Source organism: Terrabacter sp. 2YAF2, assembly GCF_052114705.1.
Lineage (GTDB): Bacteria > Actinomycetota > Actinomycetes > Actinomycetales > Dermatophilaceae > Terrabacter.
The window spans coordinates 53,619-73,233 of sequence record NZ_JBFRFG010000006.1 but is presented as its reverse complement, the minus strand read 5'-3'; the positions used below and the strand labels follow the sequence as shown (position 1 = coordinate 73,233).

Here is a 19,615-nt window from a genome sequence, read left to right as displayed (position 1 = left end):
TAGCGCCTCGCTCGGACGGTCGCATGCACCGCTCCGGCCCGGACGGAGGCAGCTAGCGTGGTCACCGTGTCGAGTCCCTCCCCCGCCCGCCACCGCAAGTCGTGGTCCGACGCCCCCTCCGGCTTCTTCGAGGCCGAGGCTGCCGGCCTGCGGTGGCTCGCGCAGGCGGAGCCCAACGGGGGCGCACACGTCGTCGAGGTCTGCGACGTGGGCACCGACCACATCGAGCTGACACGCCTTCGACCCGTCCGCCCCACCGCCGAGGCCGCAGAGGCACTCGGGCGGGGCCTCGCCGTCACCCACGGCGCGGGCGCCACGGCTTTCGGGTCCCCACCGCCCGGCTGGACCGGTGACGCCTGGATCGGCCGGCAGCCGCAGACCAACGAGCCGACTCCGTCGTGGGGCCTGTTCTACGCGGAGCAGCGGGTGCGCCCGTTCGTGCGTCGGGCACTCGACCGCGGGCACCTCGACGACGCCGGCGCCCGCACCGTCGACCGGGTCTGCGACCGTCTGACGGCCGGGGACTTCGACGACGACCGACCGCCTGCGCGCATCCACGGCGACCTGTGGTCGGGCAACGTCGTCTTCACCTCCGACGGCGCCGTCCTCATCGACCCGGCCGCCCACGGCGGGCACGGACTCACCGACCTCGCGATGCTGGCCCTCTTCGGGTGCCCGGGCCTCGACCGCGTCGCAGCCGCCTACGAGGAGGCCGCCGGGCTCGACGCCGGCTGGCGCGACCTCGTCGGGCTCCACCAGCTGCACCCTCTCGCCGTGCACGCGTCGTCGCACGGCCCCGCGTATGCCGTCCAGCTCGTCGAGGCCGCCCGCGCCTTCGCATGAGGTGCGGTGCGCCCGCCTGCGCCGCCGTTTTGTCGTCCGAGCGACTCGTCGGCTACTCTTTACCGGTTCCCCCCGTGCACTTCGGGGTGACGCGCGCCCTCGTGTGCGTCGACCCGATCCGGTGGTGGAGCTCAGCATTTCGTCAACATCGAACTTCAGGAGATACCCGTGGCTGCCAACTGCGACGTCTGCGGCAAGGGACCGAGCTTCGGTCACAACATCTCGCACTCGCACCGCCGCACCAAGCGCCGCTGGAACCCCAACATCCAGCGCGTTCGGACGCTGGTGGACGGTGTGACGCCGAAGCGACTCAACGTCTGCACCTCCTGCCTCAAGGCGGGCAAGGTCGTTCGCTGAACGTCCCTCACCAACGTTGAGAGGCCGGTCCCCACAACGGGGGCCGGCCTTTCCTCTCGCGCGGCGCGTCCTCCCGCTCGTCGGGCGCTCCTCGCCCACCTGCCGGCGGCGGTGACCGACGGACCGGGCACGCGGCATACGCGATCGGGGACGCAGCGGCCCCGACCGCGGGTCAACCGTTGCGGAAGTGGTCCCACCCGGTGTGGCTGACGTGGCGGCCGTCCACGAGGATGCCGGCAGGCTCGTCCTCCCCGGGCGCCCGGACGGCCCCGACCACCCGCCATCCGTCCGGCAGCGCGTCCGCCGGGAAGGTCGCGAGCAGCGAGTGCTCCTCGCCGCCGGCGAGCACGCAGTCGAGCGCCGCCTCGGCCCCGACCGCTCCGGCCAGGGCGTCGACGTCGCCCGCGAGCGCCTGCAGGTCGAGGTCGATGACGACGTGGCTCGCCCGGGCGATGCGCCCACCGTCGCGCAGCAGCCCGTCGCTGACGTCGAGCATGGCCGTCGCACCAGCGGCGGACGCCTCTGGCCCGGCGGCGAGCGGCGGTGCCGGACGGCGCTGGCGCTCGACCGCGAGCGGGAGCCGGTCGACCGCCTCGGCCTTCAGCAGCCGCAGGCCGGCGTCGGCGAGACCGAGCGACCCGTGCACCGCGAGGACGTCACCGGCCCGCGCGCCCGATCGGAGCACCGGGTCACCCGCGAGTCGGCCGAGGGCGGTGACCGAGACCATGACGACCCCGGCGGGCGCCGACGACAGGTCGCCGCCGAGCACCGCCACCCCGGCTGCCCGGCACGCCTCGGCCAGACCCCGCACGTGGTCGAGCACCCACTCGAGGGAGAGCTCGGGGTCGGCGACGAGGGTGACGAGGACACCGGTCGGACGTCCGCCCATCGCCGCGACGTCGGCGAGGTTCTGCGCCACGACCTTGTGACCGATGTCGGCCCCCGACGACCACGCGTCCAGCCAGTCGCGGCCCAGGACCACGGTGTCGGTCGTGGCGATGATGCGCTCCGAGCCGACCAGCACGGCAGCGTCGTCGCCGGGCGGTACGAGGAGGTCGTCGCCCGCCGGGAATCCCGGCAGGATGCGTGCGAGCAGCTCGTCCTCGTCCAGCGAGCGCAGCGGTGTGCCGCCCGTCATCATCGGCCCTCGCTGGAGCCGGTCGACGTTCGGCACGGGATCACACACCCTTTCGATGGACGGCCCTCGGGGGCCCGGTTTCCAGGGGACGTGAGGCCCCATGGCAAGGTAGCGTCAGGGCACGGCCGCAGTCACACTGAGGCCTGCCGTTCCGACCGGTCGTGCCGTGGCACCGTGCCCGTGCTCGACCGTCCAACGATCGACACACAGTGAGGTGACACGTGGTCCAGGCCTACATCCTGATCCAGACCGAAGTCGGCAAGGCCGCGACCGTGGCGGAGGCGATCGCCGGGATCTCCGGCGTGACTCTCGCCGAGGACGTGACGGGTCCCTACGACGTCATCGCCCGCGTCGAGGCCTCCAACGTCGACGACCTCGGTCGTCTCGTCATCGCGAAGCTCCAGGACGTCCCGGGCATCACGCGGACCCTGACCTGCACGGTCGTCCACGTCTGAGGCCGGCCCCCTGACCGGACGCACGTCCTTCACGACGGCGGCGCTGATCGGCGCCGCCGTCGTGCTGTCCGCGTGCACGCGCGCACCGGAGGTGGCACTCGCGCCGCAGGCGTCGGCGCCGGTGTGCTCGTCCGCTGCCTGGCCGGGCGACGTCAGCGGCCACCCCCGCGTCGCCACGCAGCCCGACGACCGGTCGGTGGCGGCGTGGGGCGATCCGGCCATCATCGCGCGCTGCGGACTCGACCCGCTCGCTCCGACGACGCAGGACTGCGTCACCGTCGACGGGGTCGACTGGGTCGTGCGGCAGCTCACCGACGGCTCGGCTGCCACGACCTACGGCCGCGACCCCGCGATCGAGGTGCTCGCGCCGGGGTCCTACGGAGCCGTGCCCCTGCTCCTGCCGGCGTTCACGGCCGTCGCGAGGTCCCTGCCCGCGAACGGCCGGCACTGCTCCTGAGGGCGTATGCCGTGTGGCCGGGCGACGAGGCCGTCAGCGCAGGCCGGTGCGGCGCTCCAGGGCGAGCGACACGAGCTCGTCGATGAGGTCGGGGTACTCCAGACCCGAGGCCGCCCACATCCGGGGGTACATCGAGTGCGGGGTGAAGCCCGGCATCGTGTTGATCTCGTTGATGACGACACGGCCGTCGTCGGTGTAGAAGCAGTCGACGCGCGCGAGCCCCTCGCAGCCCAGCGACTCGAAGGCCTCGGCGGCGAGGCGCCGCACCTCCTTGGCGACCTCCTCCGGCACGTCGGCCGGACAGCTGAGGTCGACGTCGGCCTCGGCGAGGTACTTCGCCTCGAAGTCGTAGAAGGCGTGGTTGTCGTGGATGGCGATCTCGCCCACCTCGGACGTGCGCGGCCCGGACGTGCCGTGGCCCTCGAGCACCGCGCACTCGATCTCGCGCCCGGCGATGCCCTCCTCGACGAGGACCTTCGGGTCGTGCTCGCGCGCGACCTCGATCGCGGCCTCGAGCCCGGCAGGATCGTCGACACGGGTGATCCCCATGGACGAGCCGGCCCGCGCCGGCTTGACGAAGAGCGGGTAGCGCAGGCCGGCGCAGGCGTCCATGGCTGCCGCCCGGTCGGTGCGCCACGCGCGGTCGGTGATGACGGCATACGGCCCGACCGGGAGGCCGTGCCCGGCGAAGACCACCTTCATGTAGTGCTTGTCCATGCCCGCTGACGAGGCGAAGACCCCGGAGCCGACGTAGCGGACGTCCGAGAGCTCGAGGAAGCCCTGGAGCGTGCCGTCCTCACCGAAGGGGCCGTGCAGCAGCGGGAAGACGACGTCGACCTGCCCGAGCTCCTGGGGCGGCCGACCTGCCTCGAGGACGGTGAGCGCGTTCTCACGTGTCGACAGCGGCAGGACGACGTGCGCGGCACTCGGCTCGACCTCGGGTGTGCGGCTCGCCGTCAGCTCGAAGCGGCTCGGGTCGTCAGCGGCGAGGACCCACTGGCCGTCGCGGGAGATGCCGATCGGCACGACGTCGTACTTGCTCCGGTCGATCGCCCGGAGCACTCCGGCTGCGGTGGCGCAGGAGACGGCGTGCTCCGAGGAACGTCCTCCGAAGACGATGGCGACGCGGGGGCGGCGGCTCGGCTGTTCGGGCTGGGGCTGGTCCGTGGTCATCAGACGAGACTCTATCCCGACCTTCCGGACCCCCTCGTACGCTGACGGCGTGGTCAGGGATGAGGATTCGCAGCAGATGCAGGTCGAGACGTTCCTCGTGGCGTCCGGTCGCCCGGAGCGCTCCCCCGGTGCGTCCGTGAACGTGCCCGTGGAGCTCACCTCCACGTATGCCGCCGACGGGTCCGTCAACTACGCCCGGTCCGGCAACCCCACGTGGAACGCCTTCGAGGAGGCCCTCGGAGGCCTCGAGGGCGGTCGCGCGCTCGTGCACGCCTCTGGGATGGGAGCCATCTCGGCAGCGCTGTCGCTCGTCCCCGCCGGGGGCACGGTCGTCGCGCCCGACACGACGTACAACGGGACCGGCGACCTGCTCGCCGCCCACGAGGCGGCCGGCGGCACCGTCGTACGCGTTCACGCCACCGACACGGCCGGGTTCCGCGACGCCCTCGAGTCGGCCGACATGCTGTGGCTCGAGTCGCCCACGAACCCGCTCATGGACGTCACGGAGCTCGACGTCGTGCTCGCCCGCGCGCGTGAGCTCGGGGTGACGAGCGTCGTCGACAACACGCTCTCGACGCCGCTGCTGTGCCGACCGCTGTCGCTCGGCGCCGACGTCGTCGTGCACTCGGTGACGAAATACCTCTCAGGACACAGCGACGTCGTGCTCGGTGCGACCGTCGTGGCCGACACGGACCGGGGCCGTGAGATCGGCGAGCGCCTGCGTCGCCACCGCACCCTGCACGGGGCGATCGCGGGGCCGATGGAGGTCTTCCTCGCCCTCCGCGGGCTGCGCACGCTCTCGGTGCGGTTCGAGCGGGCCAGCGCCACCGCCGCCGAGCTGGCCCGACGGCTCGCGGCCCACCCGTCCGTGGCGCGGGTCCGGTACCCGGGGGCCGGCGCCATCCTGTCGATCGACGTCGCGGGCGACGCCGAGGCAGCGGAACGGGTGTGTGCCGCCACTCGGCTCTGGCTGCACTCGACGAGCCTCGGGGGCGTGGAGTCCCAGGTCGAACGCCGCCGTCGCCACCCCTCGGAGTCCGAGCAGGTGCCGGTCAACCTGCTGCGCCTCTCCGTCGGCATCGAGCACGTCGACGACCTCTGGGCCGACCTCGCCCGGGCCCTGGACGCCGCCTGAGTCGGTCTCTGAGATTCTCCTCAGAATCGTCGGGGAGAGTGGGCGTGCCGCCGCGACCCTGCGTCGTCGTCGCCTCCCATCTGAAGGATCCGTTCCGTGAGCAACCTGCTCGACCTCAGCACCGCCCTGTTCCTGCGCGTCAACGACTTCGCGCGCACCTCGACGTGGTTGCATGCGCCGGCCGTGGCCTACGCGAAGTACGGCCTCGTCGTGTTCGCAGCGCTGATCCTCGTGGGTGTCTGGCGGCGACGCGGGGACACTGACCGGCTGCTCGCCGCGGCGATCTGGGCAGGACTCGGGACCCTGCTCGCCGTCGCCGTGAACGTGCCCGTCGCTGCCGCGGTGGCCGAGGTCAGGCCGTATGCCGCGCACCCGGCGGCGCTCGTGCTCATCGACCGGACCACGGACTGGTCCTGCCCCTCTGACCACGCGGTGATGGCGGGAGCCGCCGCCGTCGGGCTCTTCATCGTGTCGAAGCGGCTGGGAGCCCTCGCGGTCGTCGCAGCGCTGCTCATGGCCGCCACCCGGGTCTACGTCGGCGCGCACTACCCCCACGACGTCGTGGCCGGGCTGCTGCTCGGTGCCGCGGTCGCAGGTCTCGGTTGGCTGCTGCTCCGCCGGCCGCTGACCTGGCTGGTGCACCGCGCGCGTTCGCTGCCCGTCGTGGACCGCGTGCTCGCCCCCGACGCCCAGGAGGCGTGAGAACCCCGCCCTTTGGGCGCGTGCCGCGCCGGCCGACGACCGTTGGTCACTGAACCGTCCCGACACGCCGGCCGACACACCGGCCGAGGACGTATGCCGTGCAGCAACGGTCGTCCGTCGGCATCCGGCGGGTGCCGGCCGGCAGCGTCCGAGCTGACGGCAAGGCGGGCCGGACTACGGCTCAGCGCTTCTCGGCCTTGAGGTCACGGGACATGAGGCGCGGTCCCACCTCGCTGGCCGGGTGTCCGTCGCGGATGACGGCGACCACCTGCTCGCAGATCGGCATCTCGACGTCGTGCTGCTCGGCGAGGGTGAGGATCGACTCGCACGACTTGACCCCCTCGGTCGTCGTGCGCAGCTCGGCAGTCGCCTCCGCGACGGTCAGGCCGCGCCCGAGTCGCACACCGAAGCTGTGGTTGCGCGAGAGCGGGGACATGCATGTCGCGATGAGGTCGCCGACGCCGGCGAGCCCCATGAACGTCTGCGGGTCGGCGCCGAGCGCCAGACCGAGGCGCGTCGTCTCGGCCAGCCCGCGCGTGATGATCGTGGCCTTCGTGTTGTCACCGAAACCCATGCCCTCGGCCATGCCGGAGGCGAGGGCCACGACGTTCTTCGTCGCACCACAGACCTCGGCACCTGTGACGTCGGTGTCGGTGTAGGGCCGGAACCACGGCGTCGCGCACGCGGCGGCCACCCGTTCGGCCGTGGCCATGTCGCGGCACGCGACGACGGCGGCCGCCGGCTGCCGACGGGCGATCTCCGTGGCGAGGTTGGGCCCCGACACGACCACGACGCGGTCCTGCTCGACGTTCCCCGCCTCCGCGATGACCTCACTCATGCGCATCGTCGTGCCGAGCTCGACCCCCTTCATCAGGGAGACGACCGGCACGCCCGCGGGGATCGCGTGGCCCCACTGGGTCAGGTTGTCCCGCAGGGTCTGCGAGGGCACGGCGAGCACGACGACGTCGGCCTGCTCGAGCGCCTCGCCGGTGTCCACCGTGGCGCGGACCCTCGCCGGCAGCTCGAGCTCCGGCAGGTAGGCGTCGTTGCGCCCGGCGTTGACGGCGTCAGCGACCTCCCGCCGGCGGGCCCACATGGTGACGTCACAGCCGGCGTCCGCCAGGATCATCGCGAACGCGGTGCCCCAGTTGCCGCTGCCCAGGACGGCGACCCGCGTCACGAGTGCTTCCCGTCCGAGTCCTTCGATCGCCGGTGGCGCCCAATCTCATCGTGCTTCAAGGGGTTCCCGATCTCGGGGACACCGTGGGTGCGCGGGTCGAACCGCTCGGTGGGGCGCTTCTCGTCACGGAGCACCTCGAGCAGGTCGGTGATGCGGTCCATGAGCCGGTCGGTCGCCTCGCGAAGGACCAACGCGTCGAGGGGTCGGCCGTAGAGGTCCGACAGGTCCACGGGCGGACCGGCATACATCATCATCGTCTTGCGCGGGAAGAGCGAGGGCCGGTGGCCGTACGGGGACAGGATCTCCTGTGCACCCCACTGCGCCACCGGGATCAGCGGGCAGCGCGTCTCGAGCGCGACCCGGGCGGCGCCGGTCTTGCCACGCATCGGCCACAGGTCGGGGTCGCGCGTGATGGTGCCCTCGGGGAAGATGCCCAGCGCCTTGCCGGCGCGCACGCCGTCGACCGCGGCGCGGTAGGAGTCGGTGGCGGCGACCGAGTTCCGGTAGACCGGGATCTGGCCACACTTCTTCAGCAGCCACCCGACGACCGGGATCGCGAAGAGGCTGTCCTTGCCGAGGAAGTACGCTTCGCGGCCGCTGTCGAACATGAAGTGGGCGAAGACGATCGGGTCGACGTAGGAGATGTGGTTGGTCGACACGACGAACCCGCCTTCGGCCGGGATGTTCTCGAGGCCGCGCCAGTCGCGCTTCGTCACCCGCATCAACAGGGGCCGGAGCACGAACGCCACGGACCGGTAGGCCCAGGGCAGCCGCCTCTTGCGTGCGCCGGCAGTCACGTTGTCACGTCCTTCTCGTCGTGCACACGCCGGTCGACGTGGCTGGCCTTCATCTTGTCCACCTCGCGGCGCGGTGTCGAGCAGCAGCGCGGCGAGTGGGACGATATCGCCAGCATGTCGACCTCCTCCCCCACGTCCCCGCCGTACCCCCCGACCGGCCGGCCCACCCGCTGGCACGTCGTGGTCCCCGTCAAGGACACGAGCCACGGGAAGTCCCGCCTGGCCCGAGCGGTCGGCTCGGACCGCCCCGACCTCAGTGCTGCGATCGCCACCGACACGCTCTCGGCCGCCGTGCAGGCGGTCGCCCCCGGTCGCCTGGTCCTCGTCAGTAGCGACGAGGGCCTGTCCACCGCCTGGCGGGCGCGTGGGGTGCACGTCGTGCCCGACCCGGGCACGGGCCTCAACGACGCCATCTGCGCCGGTATGCGTGCAGCCGGGCCCGGCGTGCCCGTGGCCGCCCTGCTCGGAGACCTCCCCGCGCTCGACCGCGACTCCCTGCGACTGGCCCTCGAGGCCGCGGGGCAGCACCCTGAGTCATTCGTGCCGGACGCGGACGGGACGGGCACGGTGCTGCGCTGCGGCCGCGACTTCACCCCTCGCTTCGGCGCCGGCAGCGCCTCGCGCCACGAGGCCGACGGTGCGGTGCGCCTCGAGCTGCCGCTCCCGCGCCTGCGCACCGACGTCGACGACGCCCGGAGCCTGTCAGACGCGCGACGCCTGGGCCTCGGCCCGGCCACACGAGCCGTCCTGCAGCACCGAGCATCTGGTTGGATCAGGAGCATGCAGGCCACGGTCCACCGCTTCGATCCCGAGACCCACACCGGCAGCGTGCTGCGGGACGACGGCGTCGAGCTGGCGTTCGAGGCATCGGCCTTCGAGTCGAGCGGCCTCCGCCTGCTGCGTCTCGGCCAGCGGCTCACGGTCGAGGTCGTCGACGACCTCGTGGTCGCCCTTCACATCGTCGGGGTCGGTCCGGGGCAAGCCATCCGCTGACAGGCACGAGGGCCCGACCGTCAGACGGCCGGGCCCACGTCGCACTCACCGGCGGCCGAGCTCGGGCGCCGGGCTGTCGTCACCTGGAGGCGGTCTTCTTCGCGGTGGTCTTGCGAGCCGTCGTCTTCTTCGCAGCGGCCGTCCTGGACGCGGCGGCCTTGGTCGTCGCTGCCGTCTTGGCGGCGCCGGCCGTAACCGCCTTGGTCGTCGTGGCGCGCTTGGCCGGAGCGGCCTTCGTGGTGGCGGCGCGCGAGGCCGTCGCCGCCTTCGACGTCGCCGTCGTCCGTTTGGCGGTCGCCTTGGCCGGCGCAGCCTTCGTGGTGGCGGCGCGTGAGGCCGTGGCCGCCTTCGTCGTCGTCTTGCGAGCCGTCGCCCCGGACGCTGCAGCCCTGGTCGCGGTCGCGCGCTTGGCCGGAGCGGCCTTCGTCGCAGCGGCCTTCGACGTCGCGGCCTTCGACGTCGCGGCCTTGGACGTCGCCGCCGTCCGCTTCGCTGCCGCCTTGGCCGGGGCGGCCTTGGTGGCAGTCTTCCTGGCCGTCGTCTTCTTGGCCGGCGCCGCGACGGCCGTGGACCCGGCGGAGGCCCGCGATGCGGCCGACTCGGTCTTGGAGAGCTTCTTGGCGCCGGAGACGACCTCCTTGAAGTTCGTGCCCGAGCGGAACTTGGGGACGCGGGTCTTCTTGATCTTCACCGTCGCCCCGGTCTTCGGGTTGCGGCCGGTGCGCGCGGCGCGGTCGGCGCGCTCGAAGGTGCCGAAACCGGTGATCCCGACCTTGCCACCCCTCGCGACCTCCCGGATGACGACGTCGAGGAACGCCTCCAGCGCGTCGGATGCGACCTTCTTGCTCCCGAGCTTCGCCTCGAGCGCGTCGATCAGTTCTGCCTTGTTCACGTCTTCCCCTCCAGAGGACTGTCGGTGTCAGGCGACCCGACGATGTGAGTCCGGAACCGGTCCGGCTACCTCCTGACGTTAGGCCGACTCGGGGAGCACGTCCATCACCCTCCGATGGGTTTTTCGTTGTGTCGCAAGGACTTTGACGAGTTTCGGGCAGGTCCCGTGGCGAACACGGCACCCTCGAAACACCACCGACTCCTCCGGATATGAGAACGGATCCCTTTGCAAGGCAAAGGAATCCGTTCCATCTTCTGGCCAGCGACGCCGGCCCGCCGGAGGCTCGTCAGGCGGGGCTGGTCACCGGTTTGTGGTTCGGGCGGCGCGCCTCGAAATCAGCGACAAGATCCTCGTGTCGCAGGGTGAGGCCGATGTCGTCGAGGCCCTCGAGCAGCCGCCAGCGGGTGTAGTCGTCGATCTCGAAGGGCGCCACGATCTCTCCGGCGTGGACCGTCCGGGCGACGAGGTCGACCGTGATCTCGGCACCGGGGTTGTTCTCGAGGTACTTCCAGATCAGCTCGACGTCGTCCTGCGCCACGATCGCGGTGAGCAGTCCCTGCTTGCCGCTGTTGCCGCGGAAGATGTCGGCGAAGCGCGAGCTGATGACGACCCGGAAACCCCAGTTCATCAGGGCCCACACGGCGTGCTCTCGGCTCGAGCCCGTGCCGAAGTCAGGGCCGGCGACGAGAACCGAGCCGTCGGCATACACCGGGTTGTTGAGGACGAAGGACTCGTCCTTGCGCCAGGCGGCGAAGAGGCCGTCCTCGAAGCCGGTGCGCGTCACGCGCTTGAGGTACTCCGCGGGGATGATCTGGTCGGTGTCGACGTTGCTGCGGCGCAGCGGGACGCCGACACCCGTGTGGGTCTCGAACTTCTCCATGGCTCAGGCCTCTCCGGTCGTCGCGGACGCCAGCTCGCCCGGCGACTGGGGTCGGTCGTCGAGGTCGGCGGGGCTCGACAGCGTGCCGCGGACGGCGGTGGCGGCTGCGACGAGCGGGCTGACGAGGTGGGTTCGGCCGCCCTTGCCCTGGCGACCCTCGAAGTTGCGGTTGGACGTCGATGCGCTGCGCTCACCCGGGGCGAGCGTGTCTGGGTTCATGCCGAGGCACATCGAGCAGCCGGGAAGGCGCCATTCGGCGCCGGCTGCCGTGAAGACCTGGTCGAGGCCCTCGGACTCGGCCTGCAGGCGTACCTTCGCCGACCCGGGCACGACGAGCATGCGCACGCCGTCCGCGACGCGGTGGCCCTGCACGACGGCGGCTGCAGCGCGCAGGTCCTCGATGCGGCCGTTGGTGCAGGAGCCGACGAAGACGGTGTCGACCTTGATGTCCCGCAGCGGCGTTCCGGGCTCGAGGCCCATGTAGGCCAGGGCGTTCGCGGCGGCGAGGCGGTCGCTCTCGTCGGCGAACTCCTCGGGATCCGGCACTGCGGCCGAGAGCGGCAGCCCCTGTCCGGGGTTGGTGCCCCACGTGACGAAGGGAGTCAGCTCGGCTGCCTCGAGGTCGACCTCGGCGTCGAAGACGGCGTCGTCGTCGCTGCGCAGCGCGGTCCACTCGGCGACCGCAGCGTCCCAGTCGGTGCCCGTCGGCGCGTGCGGACGGCCCTGGAGGTAGTCGAAGGTCGTCTGGTCGGGCGCGATCATCCCGGCGCGCGCCCCGGCCTCGATGGACATGTTGCAGACGGTCATCCGGGCTTCCATCGACAGGGCCTCGATGGCCTCGCCTCGGTACTCGATGACGTAGCCCTGACCCCCGCCGGTGCCGATCTTGGCGATGACGGCCAGGACGATGTCCTTGGCCGTGACACCGTCGGGGACGGCGCCCCGCACGTTGACGGCGAGCGTGCGGAAGGGCTTGAGCGGCAGCGTCTGCGTGGCGAGCACGTGCTCCACCTCGGAGGTGCCGATGCCGAAGGCGAGTGCCCCGAAGGCGCCGTGGGTGGAGGTGTGGCTGTCGCCGCAGACCACGGTCATGCCCGGCTGCGTCAGGCCGAGCTGCGGGCCGACGACGTGGACGATGCCCTGGTCGGCGTCGCCCATCGGATAGAGACGGACGCCGAACTCCTCGCAGTTGCGGCGCAGGGTCTCGACCTGGACCTTCGACACGGGGTCGGTGATGGGACCGGGCGTCGTGGGGACGTTGTGGTCCTCGGTCGCGAGCGTCAGGTCCGGGCGCCGGACGGGGCGGCTGGCGAGACGGAGCCCGTCGAACGCCTGCGGGCTCGTCACCTCGTGGAGCAGATGGAGGTCGATGTAGAGGAGATCGGGCTCCCCCTCGGCGCGACGTACGACGTGTGCGTCCCAGACCTTCTCGGCCAGTGTCCCTGCCATGGCTTCCTCTGACTTCCCTCCGCGGCGACGTTCCGGTGCTCGAGCGCGCGCGCCATCGAGGATCCGGTCGCGACATCGCTCTTCGGCAAGACTGAACCCTTTGTGCGTGCCATGGATTGACGTCTCAGTGCCTGAGACGTCAATATCAGTGCATGGACAACTCTTCAGGAGTCGGCGTTCTCGACAAGGCCGCTACCGTGCTCGGCGCCCTCGAGGCCGGCCCGGCCACGCTCGCCCAGCTCGTCGGCGCCACCGGACTCGCCCGACCGACGGCCCACCGCCTGGCGGTGGCCCTCGAGCACCACCGCCTCGTCTCGCGTGACATGCAGGGACGCTTCGTGCTCGGCCCGCGCCTCGGCGAGCTGGCCTCCGCGGCCGGCGAGGACCGCCTGCTCGCAGCAGCCGGTCCGGTCCTCGGCGCCCTGCGGGACCACACGAACGAGAGCGCCCAGCTCTTCCGCCGCCAGGGCGACCAGCGCATCTGCGTCGCCGCGGCGGAACGGCCCGTCGGCCTGCGTGACTCGATCCCCGTCGGCGCGACGCTGTCGATGCTCGCGGGATCTGCCGCGCAGGTGCTGCTGGCCTGGGAGGAGCCCGACCGCCTGCACCGGGGCCTGCAGGGCGCGGCGTTCACGGCCACGGCACTGTCCGGGGTCCGGCGACGGGGCTGGGCCCAGAGCGTCGCCGAGCGTGAGGCTGGCGTCGCGTCGGTGTCTGCCCCCGTGCGCGGACCGTCGGGGCGCGTCGTCGCGGCCGTGTCCATCTCGGGGCCGATCGAGCGCCTGTCCCGCCAGCCCGGCCGCCTCCACGCCGCCACGGTCGTCGCCGGCGCCAACAAGCTGACGGAGGTGCTGCGCCGCCACCACGCGATGCAGCAGCAGCAACAGCAGCAACACAACGCCTGACCGCACGGCTGGACGGCCGCCACACAACGGATCGGTCACGATCTGTATCAGCACCCCCGCCCGGACAACCATTGACCGGGACGTCGCGTCACTCTCAGTGCAGTGCAACGACGCACGGCACCGTCGCGTTTCAGACAAGGGGTCACGATGCAGGCAGCCAGCTCACCGTTCCGCACCGCAGCCGGGGTGCGCCGGGCCCTCGCCCTCGCCGGCGCCATCGTGATGGTCGTCGCGACGACGGCCTGCACCCCCGACCAGAACGTCGGCGCCACCCCCACGCACGTCGGCGCGACCAGTTCAACCGGCACCGGCACTCCCGCGATGACGACGAGCGAGGCCCCCACCCAGGTGCCGACGTCCCCACCGCCCACGACACCACCGGTCACCACGCCGCCCGCGACGCCAGGCCCCATCGCCACGACCAAGCCCCCGGCTCCGCCGAAGCCCGTGGCTGCGCCCGTGATCGTGCTGCGCCCCGGTGACACGGGCCCCAAGGTGCGTTCCCTGCAGGCCCGGCTGCGTCAGATCGCCTGGTTCCAGGGCGACGTCGACGACCGCTACGGGTCGACGACCACCACCGCGGTGCACGGCTTCCAGGCCAAGCGCGGTCTCGCGACCACCGGCACCGTCGACGAGCAGACCTGGGACAAGCTCGTCTCCATGACGCACGCGCCCACGAGCGACGAGCTCGCCAACGTCGTGCCGAAGCCGGCGCAGCCCAAGCCCGAGACCATCGCGTGGGACCTCGACGAACGCTGCATGACGGGTCGGGTCATGTGCGTCAGCAAGACGACGAAGATGCTCACCTGGGTCGTCGACGGCGTGCCGCAGTACGGCTTCGACGTCCGCTTCGGCAGCGACGAGCTGCCCACCCGCGAAGGCGTCTTCCCCGTCTACCACAAGCAGGTCGACGTCATCTCGAACCTCTACCACACGCCCATGCCGTACTCCATGTTCTTCTCCGGCGGGCAGGCGGTCCACTACTCCTCGAACTTCGCACGGCTCGGCTACGCGGGGGCGTCGCACGGCTGCATCAACGTGCGCGACAAGCCGCTGCTGATCCAGCTGTACAACGAGGTGCGCATCGGCGACAAGGTCGTCGTCCACTGGTGACGGACTGCCGAGGGCCCGGCCGTAGGCTGGCGGGACCACTCCCCCACGGCCCGAAGGAGTCAGTGTGCTCAAGGTTGGTTGGAAGGCGTCCGCGGAGCAGTTCGGCCCACGCGACCTCGTCACGTATGCCGCGCAGGCCGAGCAGGTCGGGCTCGACTCGGTCTTCATCTCCGACCACTTCCAACCCTGGCGCCACCAGCAGGGGCACGCGCCGTTCGCGATGAGCTGGCTCGCGGCCGTCGGCGAGCGCACCGAGCGCATCCAGCTCGGCACGTCGGTCATGACGCCGACCTTCCGCTACAACCCGGCCGTCGTGGCCCAGGCATTCGGCACGCTCGGCGCCCTCAACCCGGGCCGCGTCGTGCTCGGCATCGGCACCGGAGAGGCGCTCAACGAGGTCGCTGTCGGCGCCGCCGGCTCACCGTGGCCCGAGTTCAAGGAGCGGTTCGCGCGACTGCGCGAGGCAGTGACGCTGATGCGCAGGCTGTGGACCGAGGAGCGAGTCGACTTCGACGGCGACTACTACCGGACCCATGCGGCGACGGTCTACGACCGCCCGGAGCAGCCCATCCCCGTCTACGTCGCCGCGGGCGGACCGCTTGTGGCGAGGTATGCCGGCCGGTCGGGTGACGGGTTCATCTGCACCTCCGGGAAGGGTCGCGAGCTCTACGAGGACAAGCTGCTACCCGCCGTCGACGAGGGCCTGGCCAAGTCGGGGCGCACCCGCGACGACCTCGACCGGATGATCGAGATCAAGCTGTCCTACGACCGGGATCCCGAGCAGGCCCTGCACAACGTGCGCTTCTGGGCCCCCCTGTCGCTCACGGCCGAGCAGAAGCACGGTGTCGACGACCCGGTCGAGATGGAGCGGCTCGCCGACGAGCTGTCCGACGAGGAGATCGCCAAGCGCTGGATCGTCACGAGCGACCCCGCCGCGGCGGTCGACGCGGTGCGACAGTACGTCGACTGGGGCTTCAACCATGTCGTCTTCCACGCGCCGGGCCACGACCAGGCACGGTTCCTCGAGCAGTTCTCCGCCGACGTGCTGCCGGGTCTGCGTGAGCTGACCTGACGCCTGGCCTTCGCGCAACCCGGGCCGCTGCGGACGCCGGGCCACTAGCATCCAGGTCAGGGGTGTGGTCGACCACCGACGCGTAGGGGCGGGAGGGATGGCGGCAGGGGTCATCGACGAAGCCGCGAACGAGACGCCGGTCGCCCGGTTGTCCCGTCTGGTTCGGCAGGTGCCCTTCACCGTCGCCGTGGTGTCGGCCATGGTCGTCCTGGGCGTCGCGACGCAGTCGCTGTGGTCGCCGCTGAAGGACCGCGAGCTGCTCCGCACCGTCGCCTACGGCCTCCCCGCCCTGCAGGAGGGGCGCTGGTGGACGCCGGTGAGCGGGGCGTTCTTCGGGCTCGTGCCGGCGCAGTACCTCCCGATCGCCGGCGGAGCGCTCCTGCTCCTGGGCTGGTCCGAGCTGCGCCTCAGCAGCCGGAGGGTCGCGATCGCGGCCGTCGCCTGCCACCTTCTCGGAGTGCTGGGCGCCTCGCTCGTCCTTCTGGTGCTGTCGGACGACGGCTGGCCCTGGGCGGACCGGACGGCCGCCGTGCTCGACGTCGGCTTCAGCGCGGGGGTCCTGGGTGCGGCGGCCGCCGCGAGCGTCACGCTCCGACCACCCTGGCGCGGGCGCGTCCGTGCCGTCCTCGCCCTGTATGCCGTCATCGCGCTGCTCTACGTCGGGCTGCTCTGGGACCTCGAGCACGCGATCGCCGTCATGGGCGGCCTGGCCCTCGGACCGCTCCTGCTCGGCAGCAGGCCGTCACTGGCCCCTCCTCGTTTCAGCCGGCACGAGTGGCGCGTCGTGTCATCCGCGTTCTACGTGACCAGCGCGGTGGTGCAGATCCTGCTCTACTTCACGCCGTCCGACGGGCCGCTCGGGGCGTCGACCGACGACACGGACGCGCTGGGCGTCCTCGTCAGCGCGGGCATCTCGCTCCTGCTCGCCAACGGCCTGCGACGCGGCTCCCGACGGGTGTGGTTCCTCGCGGGAGGGATCGCCGCGCTCTCCTTCGTGGCCCAGGCCCTGCTCATCGTGGTCGAGGTCGTCGCCCCCGAACAGCTCAACGCCGGCGGGAACGCCGTGTCGTCCCTGCCTGAGCTCGTCGTCAGCCTCGGGATCACCGCGGTGCAGCTCGCCGTGCTCGTGCTCGGACGCTCGGCCTTCCAGGCGCGCTCGGGGCGCCGACGCCGCGCCGAGCTCGCCACCGGGGCCGGCGACCGTGGCACCGCGATCGGCCTGCTCAAGACCCACGGCGGGTCCACGATGTCGTGGATGGGCACGTGGCCCGACAACCACTGGTTCATCCACCGCGACCCCGACGGTGCACCGCTCGGCTACGTCGCCTTCCAGATGCACCGAGGCACCGCCATCGCTCTCGGTGACCCGGTCGCGGCCGACGCGGACACACGCGCTGCCGTGATCCAGGCGTTCGTCGACGAGGAGGAGACGCACGGCCTCGAGGTGTGCTTCTTCTCGGTCACGCAGGAGGTCGCGGACTGGGGACGGAGGCACGGCCGGCGCGACGTGCTCGTCGCCGAGGAGGCGATCATCGACCTGCCCGGTCTGGAGTTCAAGGGCAAGTCGTGGCAGAGCGTGCGCACCGCCCTCAACCGTGCCGCGAAGGACGGGATCACCTATCGGGAGGGACGCCTGGCCGAGATGCCGCGCGGGCTGATCTCGCAGGCCCGTGCCATCTCGGAGCTGTGGGTCTCCGACAAGGGCCTGCCGGAGATGGGCTTCACGCTGGGTGGCGTCGACGAGGCCCTCGACCCCGACACGGTGGTCGGGTTGGCCCTCGACGCCGACGTGACGGTCCACGGCGTGACGTCGTGGTTGCCCGTGTACTCGGCCGGCGGCACCGTCACCGGCCGGACCCTGGACGTCATGCGTCGCCTCCCCGACGGTTTCGGGCCCGTGACCGAGTTCCTCATCGCGAGCGCCTGCCTGTCGTTCCGTGAGCAGGGGGCCGCCTTCGTCTCCCTCTCGGGTGCCCCGCTGGCCCACTCGGGCGGCGGCACGGCGGAGCGGGCCGCGCTCGAGCGCCTCCTCGACCAGCTCGGCGAGGCCTTGGAGCCGCTCTACGGCTTCCGCTCGCTCGAGAGCTTCAAGCGGAAGTTCCGTCCGCGGCACGAACCGGTCCACCTCGTCTTCTCCGACGAGGCGGCGCTGCCCCGGGTCGGCCTGGCCCTGACGTCCGCCTACCTGCCCGACGCGTCCCTGCGGGACCTGGTCCGGGCGGGGCTCCAGTCCCGCAGGGACGAGGATCACGTGTCCTTGTAGGGCCGCTTCGCGAGCAGGGACGCCAGGGCGGCCGTCTTCTCGGGCGTCCAGTCGGGCGGGTCCGTCACCCCGACCCAGGACTCGAGGTTGGCCTTGGCGGAGTAGAGGTGGCCGTAGCCCATCGGGATGCTGCCGGCGCCCGGCAGGTCGAGCAGGACCTGCCACATCGTCACGAGGGGAAACCACCCCATCCGGGCCGACACGTCCGGACCCCGCTCCCCGTCCTTGAGCCACTCGGGCGAGGAGAACGCCAGACTCGGCGAGAAGAAGACGATGGGGTCACTGGCGTGCTGCAGGTAGACGAGTCGGGTCGGTCCCCAGTCCTGGCCCCCGCGCTCCAGCCCGTCCTGCTCGGCGGTGAAGCGGGCCGTGCGGCCCTGCTCGTAGACGGGGAGGTATGCCGGGCTGTCGGGCTGGCGTCCCGCGGTGAGCCGGGCGTGCATCTCGTTGACGAACGGCGGTCCGGACATGAGCGCGCCGTCGATCGGCTCGTTGATGACGTTGACGGAGCTGAGGATGCTCTCGACCCCGAGCGAGCCGAGGGAGAGCCCGTAGAGGTAGAGCTTGGGCCGGCTCGACGCGGGCAGCGTCGACCAGTACTGGTGCACCGTGTCGAAGACGACGCGTGACGTCTCACGCACGGCGTCCTGGTCGGCGAGCAGCGAGATCCACGACGGGAGGTAGGAGTACTGCACCCCCGCGATGGCGGTGTCGCCGTTCCAGAGGAACTCGAGCGGGTCGGTACCGTTCTGGTCGAGGAAGCCGGTGCCGGTCGTCGTCGCGACGACGAGGAGCTTGCGGTCGAAGGCGCCGGTGCGCTTCAGCTCCGCCAGCACGAGGTTCGCCCTTCCCTGCACCGTGTCGGCGGAACGCAGTCCGGCGTAGACGCGGATGGGCTCCTTGGCGCCGCCACCGTTCGCGGCGTTGAGCTCGGCCACCGACGGGCCGCCACCGACGAAGTAGCGGCCCTGCCGCCCGAGCAGCTCCCAGCTCGACAACGACTGCGGGCTGCCCGAGCGCTGCGGCACCTGAGGCCGGTTCATGTCCTCGGCGATGAGCGTGTCGCGCGGCGCGAAGATGTTGTTGGCGACGGCGAAGAAGCCGTTGACGAGGACGCCGGTGAGCAGTGACCAGATGACCGCGAGGAGCACGGCCGAGCCGACGACGGCCGCGACGCGGCGGGGCAGCCGACGCCCGAGCCACCGGAAGACCGTGCGGAAGAGCAGGCGCGCACCTCGGGCGACGACGAGGATGAGCACGGCCAGCAGCGCGGTGAGACCGAGGATGACGGGCCAGACGGTGGGTGAGGCAGGCTCCATGCCGTAGAGCGTCCGGATCTCGTTCTGCCAGCCGACCAGCCGCCAACCGGTGAAGACTGCCGCCCACAGGCCCAGCCCGACGAAGATCGCCACGAGGACCCGTCGGGCACGACCCGGCACTCCGGGGATCCCGAGGTAGCGCCAGAGGGCCTGGGTGCCCGCTCCGATGCCGTAGCCGATCATGACGGTGACGCCCGAGACGATCCCCTGCACGAGCGCTGCGCGAGGCAGGAGCGACGGCAGCAGGGAGAGCGCGAAGAACCAGGCCGCCATGGTGAGGCCGACGCCCGAGAACGTCGTGTCGAGGACGTGGCGCGGGGCGCCGAGGGCCGGCCGCCACGAGCGACGCCGCTGCACCACCGTCGGAGGGAAGGCGACGGTCCGTGCGGTCATGGCGTCTGCTCCTTGCTCGGCGTGGCCAATGACGAGCGCCAGCATAGGCCGCGCCGACAGGGAGCACCCCGGAGATGGCAGAAGACCCCGGTCCGTGTG

General features: G+C 71.7%; 19 protein-coding genes. 11 read left to right on the top strand and 8 right to left on the bottom strand.

Features of this window, described 5'->3' with window-relative positions; translation table 11 throughout:
* The first annotated feature begins 66 nt into the window (after nucleotides 1-66).
* Together AB4030_RS09120 and rpmB are read left to right on the top strand one after the other, a co-directional pair.
* Nucleotides 67-843 carry a fructosamine kinase family protein gene (locus AB4030_RS09120; RefSeq protein ID WP_442278894.1) on the top strand — a complete coding sequence of 259 codons (777 nt, stop codon included), beginning with the start codon at nucleotides 67-69 and terminating at the stop codon, nucleotides 841-843.
* A gap of 168 nt (nucleotides 844-1,011) precedes the next feature.
* The gene (gene rpmB / locus AB4030_RS09115) at nucleotides 1,012-1,200 is read left to right on the top strand and encodes a 50S ribosomal protein L28 (protein ID WP_020142801.1); all 189 of its coding nucleotides are present in this window, start codon (nucleotides 1,012-1,014) and stop codon (nucleotides 1,198-1,200) included.
* A 172-nt stretch (nucleotides 1,201-1,372) separates the two neighbouring features.
* Here rpmB and thiL read toward each other — a convergent pair whose 3' ends face one another.
* The gene (gene thiL / locus AB4030_RS09110) at nucleotides 1,373-2,341 is read right to left on the bottom strand and encodes a thiamine-phosphate kinase (protein WP_442279112.1); all 969 of its coding nucleotides are present in this window, start codon (nucleotides 2,339-2,341) and stop codon (nucleotides 1,373-1,375) included.
* A 218-nt stretch (nucleotides 2,342-2,559) separates the two neighbouring features.
* Between thiL and AB4030_RS09105 the strand changes: the two genes are divergently transcribed.
* Both AB4030_RS09105 and AB4030_RS09100 read left to right on the top strand, forming a co-directional pair.
* Nucleotides 2,560-2,793 (top strand): Lrp/AsnC ligand binding domain-containing protein, encoded by a 234-nt coding sequence (locus tag AB4030_RS09105; RefSeq protein ID WP_142177321.1) that lies wholly within the window; start codon nucleotides 2,560-2,562, stop codon nucleotides 2,791-2,793.
* 91 nt (nucleotides 2,794-2,884) lie between these two features.
* Nucleotides 2,885-3,250: a hypothetical protein gene (locus AB4030_RS09100; protein ID WP_442278893.1), complete on the top strand. Its 366-nt coding sequence runs from the start codon at nucleotides 2,885-2,887 to the stop codon at nucleotides 3,248-3,250.
* 33 nt (nucleotides 3,251-3,283) lie between these two features.
* Here AB4030_RS09100 and AB4030_RS09095 read toward each other — a convergent pair whose 3' ends face one another.
* Nucleotides 3,284-4,423, bottom strand: coding sequence for a D-alanine--D-alanine ligase family protein (locus tag AB4030_RS09095; RefSeq protein WP_442278892.1), 1,140 nt, complete (start codon nucleotides 4,421-4,423; stop codon nucleotides 3,284-3,286).
* 76 nt (nucleotides 4,424-4,499) lie between these two features.
* Here AB4030_RS09095 and AB4030_RS09090 point away from each other — a divergent pair, with 76 nt between their 5' ends.
* Nucleotides 4,500-5,558 carry a trans-sulfuration enzyme family protein gene (locus AB4030_RS09090; RefSeq protein ID WP_442279111.1) on the top strand — a complete coding sequence of 353 codons (1,059 nt, stop codon included), beginning with the start codon at nucleotides 4,500-4,502 and terminating at the stop codon, nucleotides 5,556-5,558.
* 96 nt (nucleotides 5,559-5,654) lie between these two features.
* Nucleotides 5,655-6,260 (top strand): phosphatase PAP2 family protein, encoded by a 606-nt coding sequence (locus AB4030_RS09085; RefSeq protein ID WP_442278891.1) that lies wholly within the window; start codon nucleotides 5,655-5,657, stop codon nucleotides 6,258-6,260.
* Nucleotides 6,261-6,441: 181 nt separating this feature from the next.
* On the opposite strand, the gene AB4030_RS09080 is transcribed toward AB4030_RS09085, so the two are convergent.
* Together AB4030_RS09080 and AB4030_RS09075 are read right to left on the bottom strand one after the other, a co-directional pair.
* Nucleotides 6,442-7,440 carry an NAD(P)H-dependent glycerol-3-phosphate dehydrogenase gene (locus AB4030_RS09080; protein WP_442278890.1) on the bottom strand — a complete coding sequence of 333 codons (999 nt, stop codon included), beginning with the start codon at nucleotides 7,438-7,440 and terminating at the stop codon, nucleotides 6,442-6,444.
* Nucleotides 7,437-8,237, bottom strand: coding sequence for a lysophospholipid acyltransferase family protein (locus tag AB4030_RS09075; protein WP_442278889.1), 801 nt, complete (start codon nucleotides 8,235-8,237; stop codon nucleotides 7,437-7,439). Before AB4030_RS09075 ends, AB4030_RS09080 begins: the two co-directional genes overlap by 4 nt.
* Nucleotides 8,238-8,351: 114 nt before the next feature.
* Here AB4030_RS09075 and cofC point away from each other — a divergent pair, with 114 nt between their 5' ends.
* Nucleotides 8,352-9,230, top strand: coding sequence for a 2-phospho-L-lactate guanylyltransferase (gene cofC / locus AB4030_RS09070; RefSeq protein ID WP_442278888.1), 879 nt, complete (start codon nucleotides 8,352-8,354; stop codon nucleotides 9,228-9,230).
* 79 nt (nucleotides 9,231-9,309) lie between these two features.
* Here the strand turns inward: cofC and AB4030_RS09065 are convergent, their stop codons facing one another.
* The 3 genes from AB4030_RS09065 to leuC form a co-directional block, all read right to left on the bottom strand.
* Nucleotides 9,310-10,122 (bottom strand): HU family DNA-binding protein, encoded by an 813-nt coding sequence (locus AB4030_RS09065; protein WP_442278887.1) that lies wholly within the window; start codon nucleotides 10,120-10,122, stop codon nucleotides 9,310-9,312.
* 286 nt (nucleotides 10,123-10,408) lie between these two features.
* Nucleotides 10,409-11,002 (bottom strand): 3-isopropylmalate dehydratase small subunit, encoded by a 594-nt coding sequence (gene leuD / locus AB4030_RS09060; RefSeq protein ID WP_442278886.1) that lies wholly within the window; start codon nucleotides 11,000-11,002, stop codon nucleotides 10,409-10,411.
* A 3-nt stretch (nucleotides 11,003-11,005) separates the two neighbouring features.
* Nucleotides 11,006-12,451, bottom strand: coding sequence for a 3-isopropylmalate dehydratase large subunit (gene leuC, locus AB4030_RS09055; protein ID WP_442278885.1), 1,446 nt, complete (start codon nucleotides 12,449-12,451; stop codon nucleotides 11,006-11,008).
* A gap of 152 nt (nucleotides 12,452-12,603) precedes the next feature.
* Here leuC and AB4030_RS09050 point away from each other — a divergent pair, with 152 nt between their 5' ends.
* The 4 genes from AB4030_RS09050 to AB4030_RS09035 all read left to right on the top strand — a co-directional run bounded on the left by AB4030_RS09050 (nucleotide 12,604) and on the right by AB4030_RS09035 (nucleotide 17,804).
* On the top strand, nucleotides 12,604-13,356 hold the full coding sequence (locus tag AB4030_RS09050; protein ID WP_020142814.1) for an IclR family transcriptional regulator: 753 nt from the start codon (nucleotides 12,604-12,606) through the stop codon (nucleotides 13,354-13,356).
* A 147-nt stretch (nucleotides 13,357-13,503) separates the two neighbouring features.
* The gene (locus tag AB4030_RS09045) at nucleotides 13,504-14,469 is read left to right on the top strand and encodes a peptidoglycan-binding protein (RefSeq protein ID WP_442278884.1); all 966 of its coding nucleotides are present in this window, start codon (nucleotides 13,504-13,506) and stop codon (nucleotides 14,467-14,469) included.
* Between the two features lie 64 nt (nucleotides 14,470-14,533).
* Nucleotides 14,534-15,541 (top strand): glucose-6-phosphate dehydrogenase (coenzyme-F420), encoded by a 1,008-nt coding sequence (gene fgd, locus AB4030_RS09040; protein WP_442278883.1) that lies wholly within the window; start codon nucleotides 14,534-14,536, stop codon nucleotides 15,539-15,541.
* 97 nt (nucleotides 15,542-15,638) lie between these two features.
* Nucleotides 15,639-17,804, top strand: coding sequence for a bifunctional lysylphosphatidylglycerol flippase/synthetase MprF (locus AB4030_RS09035; protein ID WP_442278882.1), 2,166 nt, complete (start codon nucleotides 15,639-15,641; stop codon nucleotides 17,802-17,804).
* Here the strand turns inward: AB4030_RS09035 and AB4030_RS09030 are convergent.
* Entirely contained in the window at nucleotides 17,789-19,516 is a 1,728-nt protein-coding gene (locus AB4030_RS09030; protein ID WP_442278881.1) for an alpha/beta hydrolase, read from the bottom strand. The two genes, AB4030_RS09035 and AB4030_RS09030, sit on opposite strands and share 16 nt — an antisense overlap.
* Nucleotides 19,517-19,615: the final 99 nt, after the last annotated feature.

Excerpts from the sequence above, each read along its gene's own strand:
- thiL (WP_442279112.1), bottom strand. The coding sequence starts at position 2,341 with ATGATGACGGGCGGCACACCGCTGCGCTCGCTGGACGAGGACGAGCTG.
- AB4030_RS09095 (WP_442278892.1), bottom strand. The coding sequence starts at position 4,423 with ATGACCACGGACCAGCCCCAGCCCGAACAGCCGAGCCGCCGCCCCCGC.
- AB4030_RS09090 (WP_442279111.1), top strand. The coding sequence starts at position 4,500 with ATGCAGGTCGAGACGTTCCTCGTGGCGTCCGGTCGCCCGGAGCGCTCC.
- cofC (WP_442278888.1), top strand. The coding sequence starts at position 8,352 with ATGTCGACCTCCTCCCCCACGTCCCCGCCGTACCCCCCGACCGGCCGG.
- leuD (WP_442278886.1), bottom strand. The coding sequence starts at position 11,002 with ATGGAGAAGTTCGAGACCCACACGGGTGTCGGCGTCCCGCTGCGCCGC.
- leuC (WP_442278885.1), bottom strand. The coding sequence starts at position 12,451 with ATGGCAGGGACACTGGCCGAGAAGGTCTGGGACGCACACGTCGTACGT.
- AB4030_RS09050 (WP_020142814.1), top strand. The coding sequence starts at position 12,604 with ATGGACAACTCTTCAGGAGTCGGCGTTCTCGACAAGGCCGCTACCGTG.
- AB4030_RS09045 (WP_442278884.1), top strand. The coding sequence starts at position 13,504 with ATGCAGGCAGCCAGCTCACCGTTCCGCACCGCAGCCGGGGTGCGCCGG.
- AB4030_RS09035 (WP_442278882.1), top strand. The coding sequence starts at position 15,639 with ATGGCGGCAGGGGTCATCGACGAAGCCGCGAACGAGACGCCGGTCGCC.
- AB4030_RS09030 (WP_442278881.1), bottom strand. The coding sequence starts at position 19,516 with ATGACCGCACGGACCGTCGCCTTCCCTCCGACGGTGGTGCAGCGGCGT.